This is a genomic window from Allobosea sp. FBZP-16 (genome assembly GCF_002831785.1).
GTDB lineage: Bacteria > Pseudomonadota > Alphaproteobacteria > Rhizobiales > Beijerinckiaceae > Allobosea > Allobosea lupini.
The window spans coordinates 20,140-32,326 of the sequence record NZ_LNCQ01000023.1; the positions used below are offsets into that span (position 1 = coordinate 20,140).

General features: G+C 67.5%; 6 protein-coding genes. 3 read left to right on the forward strand and 3 right to left on the reverse strand.

Features of this window, described 5'->3' with window-relative positions; genetic code table 11:
• The first annotated feature begins 36 nt into the window (after positions 1-36).
• Positions 37-3,009 carry a condensation domain-containing protein gene (locus tag CXY91_RS09830; protein WP_100960897.1) on the forward strand — a complete coding sequence of 991 codons (2,973 nt, stop codon included), beginning with the start codon at positions 37-39 and terminating at the stop codon, positions 3,007-3,009.
• A 128-nt stretch (positions 3,010-3,137) separates the two neighbouring features.
• Here the strand turns inward: CXY91_RS09830 and CXY91_RS09835 are convergent, their stop codons facing one another.
• The 3 genes from CXY91_RS09835 to CXY91_RS09845 are packed head-to-tail and all read right to left on the reverse strand — an operon-like array spanning position 3,138 to position 9,237.
• A complete protein-coding gene (locus tag CXY91_RS09835; RefSeq protein ID WP_248307424.1) occupies positions 3,138-4,505 on the reverse strand; it encodes a condensation domain-containing protein in 1,368 nt (455 codons plus the stop codon).
• A gap of 42 nt (positions 4,506-4,547) precedes the next feature.
• Positions 4,548-7,679 carry an amino acid adenylation domain-containing protein gene (locus tag CXY91_RS09840; RefSeq protein ID WP_100960899.1) on the reverse strand — a complete coding sequence of 1,044 codons (3,132 nt, stop codon included), beginning with the start codon at positions 7,677-7,679 and terminating at the stop codon, positions 4,548-4,550.
• The gene (locus tag CXY91_RS09845; protein WP_100960901.1) at positions 7,669-9,237 is read right to left on the reverse strand and encodes a condensation domain-containing protein; all 1,569 of its coding nucleotides are present in this window, start codon (positions 9,235-9,237) and stop codon (positions 7,669-7,671) included. Before CXY91_RS09845 ends, CXY91_RS09840 begins: the two co-directional genes overlap by 11 nt.
• A 160-nt stretch (positions 9,238-9,397) precedes the next feature.
• On the opposite strand from CXY91_RS09845, the gene CXY91_RS09850 reads away from it, so the two are divergent.
• Positions 9,398-10,561, forward strand: a complete 1,164-nt coding sequence (locus CXY91_RS09850) for an isochorismate synthase (protein WP_100960903.1) — start codon at positions 9,398-9,400, stop codon at positions 10,559-10,561.
• A gap of 17 nt (positions 10,562-10,578) precedes the next feature.
• The gene (locus CXY91_RS09855; RefSeq protein ID WP_100960905.1) at positions 10,579-12,183 is read left to right on the forward strand and encodes a (2,3-dihydroxybenzoyl)adenylate synthase; all 1,605 of its coding nucleotides are present in this window, start codon (positions 10,579-10,581) and stop codon (positions 12,181-12,183) included.
• Positions 12,184-12,187 lie beyond the last annotated feature (4 nt).

Genomic DNA, 12,187 nt, shown 5'->3' on the forward strand with positions numbered 1-12,187 from the left:
CCATCGACATCTGCCGAAGCCCAGAGGAGACCAGCAATGGCTGCCGACTTCGACCATGTGCTGACGCGCGAGGAGCAGCGGCGGCTCGACGCTGCCTTCCAGACGCTCTCGGGGAGAGCGACGCGAAGCGAGGCTGCAGCACCGGTCCCGACCGAATACGAGGAACATGTCTGGCTGGCGCAGCAGCAGGTGCCCGACGCCGTGCTCAAGCATGTCGTGGCGTGCCGGCTGACTGGCGAGCCCGATCTGGCGCGCCTCGTCGGTGCGATCCGCGATGTCGTGCGCGCCTGGCCTGGCCTGAACGCCCGTTTCCGCTTCGGCGAGGATGGCGAACTGCACAAGCGTTTCGCCGGAGAAGAAGGCCGCACCGTCAGCCTGATCCGGGCCGATACGTTGGAGCAGGCGACCGCAGCGATCCTCGATCGGCAGGCGGCAAGCTGGGACAGCGATCGCCAGCCGCCTTTCGAGGCGCTTGTGATCAGCTGCCCGCAGGAGACCGTTCTTGCGCTGGTCCTGCACCGCGTCCTCGATGCGATGCACCCAGCTGCCGAGCTTCTGCAGGCGCTTGGCAAGGCCTATGCGGGAGAGCCGATCCTGCCCGCCTCCATGATGGAGCGGGATCCCGGCATGCCGCTGCTCGCAGCCGGTGAAGCCTCTACGATGCTGCCTGGCTGGATGCGCCGGACCGGGATCGCAGCCTCGGAGATCGTCGATTTCGCTACGATCCGTGTTGCGAGGCCCGAAGGGGCTCTGGCCGGCCGATACGGCGCCATGATCGGGCCGGAAGCCCTGAACGGCCTCGCACCGGATGCGTCGGATCAGGCGGCTCTCGACCATCTCGCCGCGCTCTTCGCCCGCTACCTCTCCGCTCTGTCCGGCAAACGCGAGATCGACCTGCTGATCCCGGCCGGGTGGCGCGCGCAGGTCGGCGACCCCCCATCATCCGTCACCGGCGGAGACGCTGTCGTCCTGACGGTGGACGGACAGGCGCCGGCGGAGATCATCGTTCGTGCGATTCAGGACCGGCTCGGCCGGACGGCGAACGCTGCTGTATCGCCGACGCGTCGCACGGCTACGGCTGTGCGGCCGATACTGTTCGTCAGCTGGCTCGGCGATCCCGCAGGCTGCTTAAGGATTCCCGGCGTATCGATCGAACGGTTGCCGCTGCCGACCCTGGAGACGCGCCCCGATCTCGCCTTCGCCGTCGGGCGCGGCGGGCAGGGCGCCGTCGCGGTCGAACTCGTCACGGGGCAGGCGCTGTCGCCGTGGATCGGCCCTGTTCTCCTGGAGCGCTTCCTGGCCTGGCTGACGGAAGGGGAGGCTGCCTTGCCTGTTGTCTCGTCTGCCCCCGTCGAACTGACCGGGGCCGCGCCTCCGGCATCGGCCGCCGAGCCTGTGACCGAAGCGGTGACCGCCCTCATCCTGGCCGAGTTCCGCGCCGCCCTCAACGCGCCGGAACTGGGACCTGACGACGACTTCTTCGATCATGGCGGCCATTCCCTGATCGCGACGCGCATCATCGGGCGCCTGCTCAGCCAGCACGGCATCGAGCTGCACTTCAACGACCTGTTCAGCTATCCGAGTGCCGCCGCGCTCGCGCACAGAGCCCGCCGCACCAGGCAGACGAGCCCGGAGCCGTCGCGTGCTGCGCCGATCGAGGAGGCGCCGAGCGCGCCATTGTCTCTGGCGCAGGCCTCGCTCTGGAAGGCCTATGCCGCCTTCGGCTTCAACGAGATCTTCAACCTGCCCTTCGCGCTCGATTTCCTCGAACCTGTCGACGAAGCACTCTACGGGCGCGCCTTCACCGACGTCCTCGAGCGCCATCCCGGCCTGCGCAGCCTGTTCCGGCAGGAAGGTGAGGACATGGTCCAGCAGGTCGTGCCGGCGGCCGAGCTGTCGCAGTACAAGTGGTTCTGGACGAGCGCCGAGAGCGCAGGCGTCACTCGCTACGACGAGGCACTGCACCATTTCGACCTGGCGAAGGAGCTGCCCTTCCGCCTGCGCTTCCTGATCGACCCGGCAACGGGCCGGCAGGTGCTGTCCTTCCTGTTCCATCATGTCGTGCTCGACGAATGGTCGGTCAACCTGATGATGGACGAGATCGCCTATTGCTACCGCGTGCGCGCGGCCGGCGGCATGCCGGTCTGGTCGGACGTGCCGGCGCCCTTCCACGAATTCGCCCGCCTCCAGGCCGCCGCCGGTGTCGACCAGGCGCATCTCGGCTACTGGACGCACATGTTGCGCGGGGCGCCGCTGCCGCAGCCGATCCTCCGGCGTCAGGACCGGGCCGAGCCCGCCGGTGAGGAGGCGTCCGCCGCCGGCGGCTGGGTCGAGTTCAAGCTCGACCGGGAGGCGACGGAGGGGCTCTATGCCCTCGCCAGGCAGAGCAGCGCCTCGCTGTTCAACGTGGTCTATGCCGGCATCGCCGCTTCGCTGCGCCAGCTTGGCTCGCTCCCGGAACTGGTGGTCGGCACCTCGGCTTCGGGCCGCACCGACGCCGCCTTCTTCGATACGGTCGGCTATTTCACCACCGTCGTCGCCCACCGCATCCGGTTCGCCGAGACGATGAGCCTCGGCGGGCTGGTCGGCCTGGTCAGGAACGTGATCAACGAATCGATGCCGGCGAGCGAGATCCCGATCGACCTGGTCGAGGAAGCGCTCGGCATGACACCCGGCCGCCATCTCTTCGAGGTCTTCATCCAGATCCACGCCAAGAACAAGCTGAACGGCGAGCTGGCGCTGCCGGACGGGCGCGGCATCGCCTTCCGGCAGGTCGATCCCGAGCGGCACGAGTCCATGCTCGGCCTGCATTTCGAGGTGATGGAGGAAGCCGATCTTTCCGGCGAGCGCTCGATCCGCGTGCTGATGAGCTATCGCTCCGAGCATTACGGGCCGCAGGAGGTCGAGAAGATCAGGGCGATGACCAGCGCTGTCTTCACACTGATGGGCCGGGCCGGCGGGGCGCAGGTGAAGCTGGCCGAGCTGGGCGCGCATTTGCCGGAGGGGTGAACGTCCGCCAGCGCCGCCATTGTCGTCATGGTCGGGCTTGTCCCGACGATCCACGTCTTCCTTCGCGCAGGGCCGTGTTCAAGACGTGGATGCTCGCCACGAGGGCGAGCATGACGACGTCATTATGGTCACACCAAGCCGAGCGCATCCTCTCGCAGCTCTGCCAGAAGCTCTTCAACCGGACGAGCCAGCGCCTCCGGAGCGAGAGCTCGCGCCAGGAAGGCCGGCAATTCATCGCGATGCCGCTCAAACGGCTCCCTCGCGAACATCGCCGGGTCGGCCGACATCGCAAATGACAGCTCGCTGCCGTCGTCCTCGCCACGGAAGGTCAGGTCGATGCCTTCGCCCTGCCCGCTGCCCATGATCTCCCGCGTGACCTTGCAGCCATCGAAGCTCGGGGCGCTGAACGGCAGGACATTGATCAGCGGCGAGAAAAAATAGCGGATGCCCGCGGGCATGCCGTTGTCCATCGCGATCTGCTCGATCCGATAGCGGCCATGACGGCGCTGCGTCCTCAGCGTCGCGGCGTTCTCGCGCAGGACGTCTTCGAAGCTCTCCTGTGATCCGAAGGACAGATGGAACGGCAGGATGTTGACGACCATGGCGGGCGTGTGGGCGGCGAGACTGCCCCAGCGGCTCATGAAGGGCAGCCAGAAGGCTAGTACGTCCCGTCCGTCGATCCGCTGTCGCGGCAGGTGGCGCGCAAGATAGAGCCCGGAAAGGAGCACCAACAGGTCGGGCCAGCCGATGCCGGTCTCCTGCGAGATCCGGCGCAAGCCGGCGCTCACATCCGCCGGCAGTACGCCATAGACTTCATGCGGCGCTTCGCCAGCCTGCTTGTCGCCACGATGCAGGATCGGCAGCGGCGCGTGCGCGGCGAACTCGTCCCGCCAATAGGCGCGGTCGCTCGCATGGCGGCGGCTGGCGCGATAGGCCTCCTCTTCTGCGATGAAGCTGGCGAAGGGGTGGAAGGCCGGGCCGGCGTCACTCCGTGTGAGGCGCTGCGAATAGAGCTGGCCGCAGCGCTGCTCGATCAGCGTGAAGCCATAGCCATCGAGGACGATATGGTGGGCGCGGATGTACCAGAGATAGCGTTGTTTACCGAGGTGCAGCAGCCAGGTTGCCGCGAGGCCGGCGCCGCGCAGGTCGAGCGGCGCCGCGACGTCCGCCTCCATCCGCGCTCTTGCCTCCTGCAGAGGATCGGCGATGCCCGTGAGATCGATCTGCTGCAGAATGGGCCGCAGTTGCGGATCACAGCTCTGAAGCGGTGCCTCGCGACCCGCCTCGACATGGAAGCGCACGCAGAGCGCGTCAGATTCGGCGATGGTCTGGGTGATGGCCGCGACAAGTGCCTGCCCGTCCGTGACGCCGTCGATGTCGAGGCAATGCGCGACGGTTGCGATCGGCTCGTCAGGGTGGAAGGTGAATTCCTCCCAGAAATCGAGCTGCGGCAGAGTGAGTGGCATCAGAGCGCGGCGCGAATCGGCCTGCGACATGGGAATCTCCTGTTCGGACGATGCTGGTGGCAGCTCGTTGCCTCACCGCTTCTGGTCGTGGAGCAGCAGCGCGACCTGCCCTGCATTGCGGCAGCGCAGCAGCTGATGCGGCGTCAGATCGGTGCCGAGCTCGTCGGGGATTCGGCTCGCCACGGATTTGAGGTGGGAGGACCGCAGGCCGAGGCGGACGAAATCGGTGCTGTCGTCGATCTCCGCTGAGGCGGCCTGGCCGAGCACAGCGAGGTAGAGGTCGAGAATCCTGCGGCTGCGCGAGTTGGCTAGTGGTGCAGCCGCCACCGGTTCGCGGCGCTCGGCGGCGGCAGCCAGCAACTCGCGGGCCTTGCGCCGATCGGGCTTGCCGTTGGCCGAGAGCGGCAGGGCCTCGACTTCGACGAAGCGGGTCGGGACATGTGAATCTGGCAGAGCCCGCCGGGCTAGGGCGCGCAAGTCGGTGGGGCTCGGCTTGCCCGCCTGCGCCGGCACGTAGACGACGCCGATCTCGGCCTCGCCGCGCTGCTCGGCGCCGCAATCGACTACCAGCAACTGTCGGATATCGGGATGTGCGCCGAGCTCCGCCTCGATATCGGGCAAGGAGACGCGCACGCCGCGGACCTTGACATAGCCGTCGACCCGGCTGGCGAAGAGGATGTTGCCGTCATGGCGATAGCGGCCGCGATCGCCGGTGCGGAAGGCGCGCACCGGCTTGCCGGCTTCGTCGGCGACAGTGACGAAATCGCTCTGCCCGAGGACACCATCCTGGAGATAACCCAGCGCGACATTGACGCCGGCGGTGTGGATGCGCCCGACGACCCCGGGCGGACAATGCTCGCCACGCTCGTTCAGGATGAAATAGCGATTGCCCGGCAGCGGCCTGCCATAGGGGACCTGCCCGGTGTCCTCGGGGCCGATCTCATGCCAGACGCTCCAGATCGTCGTCTCGGTCGGCCCGCCGAGCGAGACCAGCCGCAGCGCCGGATCGAGCTGGCGCAGTTCGGCGATCACGGCCGGCTTGATGTAGTCGCCGCCCTGGGCGACCAGTCTGAGCGAGCGCAGTTCCTCGCCGCGCCGGCAGGAGAGCAGCATCTCGAGGATCGCCGGCACCGAGCACCAGAGCGTGACCTTGTGCTCGGCGACGAGCCGGTTCCAGGCGATCGCATCCTTCTCTTCGCTCGGCGCCGGCTGCACCAGGGTCGCGCCCGCCGTCAGGCAGCCGAACACGTCGAAGACCGACATGTCGTGATGCAGCGGCGTCACCGAAATGAAGACGTCGCTTGCCGTCGCCTGCCAGTTCTCCAGCGTGCGACCGATCACGTTCGAGGTCGCCCGGTTCGAGAGCACGACGCATTTAGGCCGGCCGGTGGTGCCGGAGGTGTAGAGGTAATAGGCGGGGGCGTCGCTGGCCGAGAGCGCGGCGAGCGCCGGCAGCAACGCCAGTGGATCGGCCGGCGCCTTGCCTGCCAGCAGGGCCTCGGGCGTCGCCGCTTCATGCCCGGAAATCGAAGCTGCCGACACAACCAGTGCCGGGCGGCAATTGGCGAGGAGATAGTTCAGCCGTTCCGGGGGCGAGGCCGCATCGATCGGTACCCATATTGCGCCGGAGAGCGCGCAGGCGAGCGTGATCGCGGTGTGCTCGGGCCCGCGCGGCAGGCAGATCGCGACGGCATCGCCCTTGCCGACGCCGCGCTGCGGCAGCGCTGCCAGCACTTTGCCGACATCAGCGCCGAGCTCGCGATAGGAGATCCGGCGGGCGCCGGAGATCAGGGCGATCTTGTCCTTCTCTCCGGCGAAGAGATTGTCGGCGATGCGTTGCAGGAAGCGGCTGCAGGCGAACTCGTCCTCCGAGCCGTTGAGTCGGTAATGGCCGAGGTCGAGCATCTCGCCCCGAACGATCTCAAAGGCGCCCCGTTCGCAGATCGTGGCGACTTGCCGGTCGAGCGCGGCGAGGATGTCGCGCACGCTCCGCGCGTCGATCGCCTCGCGGGCGTAGTCGATCTCGACGACGAGATTGCCCTCCTCGTCGTCCCGGAAGCGGATGTCGACGGCGACCTGCGGCGTCTGGGTCAGGCCGTCATGGCGGCGGATGCCAGCCTCTGTCGCCAGCTTCGGCCAGCCGAGGCCATTGGTGACGACGACAGGCAGGGCCGGCCCGCCCGGATGGGCATTCATCAGGAGCCGGCTGATTTGGACGCCGGATTGCGAGAGGTGCTCCAGCCCCTCCAGGACATCGCCCTGCAAGGATTGCGCGCGCTCGTGGAAGCTGCCCTGCCGGGCATCCCAGTTGACGGCGATGAAGCTCGACCGATTTGCGAGCTCCGCCGAGGCGGCGGGGGCGACGGGAATCCCGACGCAGAGCGCGCCGTCGTTCAGCCAATGCGACAGGGTCTCGAGGATGACTGCCGTCACCGCCGTGTTCTTGAACAGCCGCTCCCTGGCGGCGAGACGGCAGAGCGTGGTGAAACGCTCGCGGGGAATCGCCAGGCTCGCGCGCTCGTAGCGCGAGGCGGGAAGCGCCTCCAGCGGCTTCGTCCAGGGCAGTTGCGGCGGGCCTTCCACCGGCTGGAGCTTCCGGGCCCAGTAGGCGGCATCCTCGCGCCGCTTCGCCTCGTCGGCCGGCGGCGGCAGGGCCGCAGCCTCGAGGCTCGGCGCCTCGCCGCCCAGCAGTTCGACCAGCAGCGAGGCGATGGCGCGTCCGTCGAGGATGAGCGCATCGAAGCGGGCGAACAGCACGCAGGTTGTCTGATCGGACTCACCCGCTTCCGGTTCCGGCAAGCGGAACGCCGTCACATTCCAGGGCGAGCGCGCGAGATCGAACAGGCGATGGGCATAGTCCTCACGCTGCCCGTCGATCCAGGCCAGCGCCTCTGCCTGCGGCAGGCCGCGCAGGTCGATCTCGTCATAGTTGACGGCCGGATCGGGCGAGATCCATGAAACCCGGCGCTGCGCGTCGATATGCGTGCGCAGGGCAGGGTGCCGCGCGACCATGGCAAGGAGGCGTCGTGGCAGAGCCTCGATGTCGATCGCGCCGCGATACTCGCGGAATTCCTGCATGGCGATGCCGCCCAAGGGCAGATGCCGCTCGCGGCCGAGCAGATAGGCCTGCTGCAGGTCGGTCAGCTTTGTCTCGTCCCGGCCGAAGGCTCCGCCCTGCGCGGCATCGGAAAAATCATCCCGCATCGATCGTCTCCAGGAAGATGCGCGCGATCTCGTCGGAGGCGCCGCCGGAGCGGGCGCGGACGAGACGGGCGAGGCTGCGAGGCGTCACCACCTCGTCGAAATCCGAACGCGATGGCGCGCCGATGGAGCAATAGCGGTCGAGGAAGCGGGTTATCTCGGCCTGGGCGGCCGCGTTGATTACGCTGCCCTCATGCACGACTTGACCCGGTGACAGGCGCCCGAGCAGGCGGACCAGCATGTCTTTGGTCGGGTCGGCGAGCTGGCGGGGTGGCCGTGTGTTCGGCGCGGCGTCGAGCGCTTCCTGCCGAGCCGCGACCTCGCGCAGCAGTGCGACATAGGCTTCGAAGGTCTCGCGCACCCAGGCCTCCGGCAGAGCGTCGAGACGGATGTCCCAGTTGATCAGGATGCCCCCGTCGCAGGCAGCGACCTGGGCATCGACAGCCACTTGCGGCCCCTGCGAGATCACCCAGTTCATCGGGCCGAAGACGCGCCTGACGGCTTCGCTGAAGAGCTCGCCGCCGGAGAGCCCGAGGCCGGCTGTGAAGACGACCGGCGCGGTCTGCACCGAGCCGGATAGTCGCGACAGGTCGCGCATCACGCTGACGCCCGGATAGGCGTCATGCGCAATGAGTTCGACCATCTGGCGGCCGATGTCGCGGCACAGCTCGGCCAATGTCGCTGCGGCCGCGAGATCGACGCCGAAGATCAGCACGTTCGAGAATTCGCCGACGATTCCCTCGACTTCGGAAACGAGCGGCGCGCGCCAGAAGCTCGGCACGTTCAGGCGGAAGCGGGCCTGCCCCGTCGCCCGGCCCAGCGCCGCTGCGAAGAGACCGAGCACCAGCACGGACGGCGTCACCCGCAGATCACGAGCACGTCTTTCCAGCGCGTGGCGCTCGTCGGGCGAAAGCCGGGCAGCCAGGCGCTCGCTGGCCGGTTCTGCCGAAGCATGAGCGGCTGCGGGCAGATCAGGTGCCGGGGGAAAGTCAGCGAGACGGGCGCGCCACCAGACCCGGTCGCGCTCGCGCCGTTTCGCGCCTTCTGATCCGGCACCTGCCTGGTCCAGCCAGTCGAAGAAGCCGTGAGAGGCGGGGGCTTGCGGCCAGCCGGGATGCTCGTAGAGCCGGGCGAGGTCCTCGATGACGATGCGAAAGCTGTTCGGATCGACCGCGATCATGTCGGTGTCGACATGCAGCCGGCAGGCGCCGTCAGGCAGCAGGCTGAGGCCGAATGCTGCCGCCTCGCCACGGCCGAGATCGAGCCGGCGATGGCTCCAGCTCCGGCGCTTGGCGAGCAGGCGTGCTTCCACCGCCTCCGCCGGAAGCTGCCGCATGTCCTCAATATCGAGCGGGAGTGGGCCGGCTGTCGGATCGAGATGCTGGCAGCCTTCAGCATCGACTCGCAACCGCAGCATCGGATGCAGCCGGCATAGCCCGCTGACGGCATCGCGAAGCCGCTCGGGTTCGAGGTCAGCACCGTCGAACTCGCCATAAAGATGTGCCGCCACCCCGCCGAGAGCGTCGGAAGACTGGCGGCCAACCCAATAGGCCGCCTGCATGGGCGTCAATTGTCTTGTGTTCATAGCATTTGTTTTGAAGTTCTATAATCGATTACGAGAAATCGTTTTCGGTTGACATTGCTTCTTACGAAAGCAAGAAGCTGTCAATGCTTGTAATCAGCATCACGAATGAAGCCTCTTTAGAAGTAGAGTAACTTCAATGCTGGAAAGTTTAGCCTTGAAACAAAATCGTAACTTCGAATTTGGTGCTTTATTCGCATCAAATGGCCGAGAGTTGTTGTCATCGGGAATCCATGAATGGATCTCCGTGCCGGCCCGCGGTGGGCAGGATCGCGGACAGGGCCTGCACGCGGCAGTTGAAGCTGCTTTCGAGCGGGCGAGGCGGGCCGGGCAGGCCAATCCGATCCTCGTCGGCGCCATCCCGTTCGATGTGCGCGAGCCCTCCTGCCTCTATGTCCCGGCGGCCTATGAATGGCGCGAACAGGCGGCCGTGGCGGAAGTTGTGGGCGAGCCTTCTGGCGTTCCCGACCTGCTCGACCAACGCAGCCTTCCGGACGAGGACGGTTTCAAGAAGGCGGTCGAGCACGCCATCGTCAATTTCCGTCATAGCGATGTCCTCAAGGCGGTGCTGTCGGTGATCCGCGAACTGCGCTTCGCCGAAAGCATGGATGTCGGCCGGCTGCTCGCCGGCCTGCGCGCGCAGAACAACCAGGGCTATCTGTTCAGGATCCCCCTGCCCGACGAGGGCGAGCTGGTCGGGGTCAGCCCCGAGCTGCTGATCCGCAAGGAGGGCGGCCGGATCGTCTCGAACCCGCTGGCGGGCTCGGCCAAGCGGCAGCCCGATCCGCAGGCCGACCGCGCCGCGGCGGAGCAATTGGAGCGCTCGCAGAAGGACCAGTACGAGCACCGGCTGGTGATCGAGAACATTCGCTCGATCCTGGCGCCGCTCTGCGCCAGGCTCGATGTTCCTGCCGCCCCCTCGCTGATGAGCACGGCCGCGATGTGGCATCTCTCGACGCGGATCGAGGGCGCGCTGAAGGACGCGGCGATGACCGCGCTCCAGCTCGCCTGCATCATCCATCCGACGCCGGCGGTCTGCGGCTTCCCGACCGAGAGCGCCCATAAGCTGATCCGCTATGTCGAGCCGTTCGAGCGCGGTTTGTTCACCGGCCTGGTCGGCTGGTGCGATGCGCAGGGCAACGGCGAATGGGCGATCACCATCCGCTGCGGCATCGCCCGGCACGATACGCTGCGGCTCTTCGCCGGCGCGGGCATCGTCGAGGCCTCCAATCCCGCCTCCGAATGGGAGGAGGTGCAGGCCAAGCTCGGCACCATGCTCAGCGCCTGCGGCCTCGCCGCCTGACATCGAAGGACCATGGCATGACCATCGACTTCCAGCGCTGGCCGGCGGATTTCGCCGCGCGCTATCGCGCACGAGGCTACTGGCTCGACCGGCCCCTGACGCGCAGCCTCGACACCCAGCGGCAGGAGCGCCCCGACGCGATCGCGATCATCTGCGGTGACAGGCAGATCAGCTATGCCGAGCTCGACCGGAAAGCCTCGAACCTGGCCTTCCGATTGGGCGAAGCCGGACTCGGGCAAGGCGATACGGCGCTCGTGCAGCTGCCGAACTGTGCCGAGTTCTACATCGTCTTCTTCGCGCTGCTGAAGATCGGTGTCGCCCCGGTCAATGCGCTCTTTAGCCATCGCAAGCTGGAGATGAGCTCCTATGCCCAGCAGATCGAGCCGCGGCTGGTGATCGGAGCACGGTCGCATGAGCTCTTCGCCGATGACGACTTCACGACCGAGCTGAGGACGCTCTCGCCGCGTCTGTCGCTGGTGCTGCTGCTCGGTGGCAATCGCGCCTACAACGACCTGGAGCGCTGGCTCACCTCCGAGACCAGCGCCGCCCCGGCCGGCTCGCCATCGCCGGCGGACGAGGTCGCCTTCTTCCAGCTCTCGGGCGGCAGCACCGGCACGCCGAAGCTGATCCCGCGCACCCATAACGACTATGACTACAGCGTCCGGGCGAGCGCCGAGATCTGCGGGCTGTCGCCGCAGACGCGGTTCCTCTGTGCGCTGCCGGCCGGGCACAATTTCCTGCTCTCGTCCCCAGGCGCGCTCGGCGTCTTCCATGCCGGCGGCTGCGTCGTGCTGGCGGCGAGCCCCGAGCCGCTCGTCTGCTTTGCTTTGATCGAGCAGCACCAGGTCGACATGGTCGCGCTGGTGCCGACGGCGGTGGCGCTCTGGCTGGAGGCGGCGGGGAGAGAGAAGCCGAAGCTCGACTCGCTCAGGTTGATGCAGGTGGGCGGCGCCAGCTTCGCCGAGGCGCTGGCGCGGCAGGTGCCCGGGGTATTCGGCTGCGCGCTGCAGCAGGTCTTCGGCATGGCCGAGGGGCTGGTGAACTACACCCGCTTCGGCGATGACGACGAGATCGTCTTCACCACCCAGGGGCGGCCGATCAGCCCCGATGACGAGATCAAGATCGTCGACGAGGACGGCGACCCCGTCCCGGAGGGAGAGAGCGGCGAGCTGGCGACGCGCGGTCCCTACACCTTCCGCGGCTATTACCGCGCGCCCGAGCACAGTGCCAAGGTTTTCGACGCGGACGGGTTCTACTACTCCGGCGACGTCGTCCAGCGTGTTCGCGGCGGTAATCTGCGCGTGGTCGGCCGGGTCAAGGACCAGATCAATCGCGGCGGCGAGAAGGTCGCGGCCGAGGAGATAGAGAATCTCCTGCTGCGCCATCCCGAGGTGACGCATGCGGCGCTCGTCGCCATGCAGGACGCGCTGCTCGGCGAGAAGAGCTGCGCATTCATCGTCGCCCGCGACGCGGCCCTGCGCGGGCCGGTTCTGAGGCGCCACCTGCTGGAGCTCGGCGTCGCCGAATACAAGCTGCCGGACCGCGTCCGCTTCATCGAGACGATGCCGCTCACCCCGGTCGGCAAGATCGACAAGAAGCGCCTGCGCGCCGAGCTCGCCTGATCCT

Excerpts from the sequence above, each read along its gene's own strand:
- CXY91_RS09830 (WP_100960897.1), top strand. The coding sequence starts at position 37 with ATGGCTGCCGACTTCGACCATGTGCTGACGCGCGAGGAGCAGCGGCGG.
- CXY91_RS09835 (WP_248307424.1), bottom strand. The coding sequence starts at position 4,505 with ATGTCGCAGGCCGATTCGCGCCGCGCTCTGATGCCACTCACTCTGCCG.
- CXY91_RS09840 (WP_100960899.1), bottom strand. The coding sequence starts at position 7,679 with ATGCGGGATGATTTTTCCGATGCCGCGCAGGGCGGAGCCTTCGGCCGG.
- CXY91_RS09845 (WP_100960901.1), bottom strand. The coding sequence starts at position 9,237 with ATGCAGGCGGCCTATTGGGTTGGCCGCCAGTCTTCCGACGCTCTCGGC.
- CXY91_RS09850 (WP_100960903.1), top strand. The coding sequence starts at position 9,398 with ATGCTGGAAAGTTTAGCCTTGAAACAAAATCGTAACTTCGAATTTGGT.
- CXY91_RS09855 (WP_100960905.1), top strand. The coding sequence starts at position 10,579 with ATGACCATCGACTTCCAGCGCTGGCCGGCGGATTTCGCCGCGCGCTAT.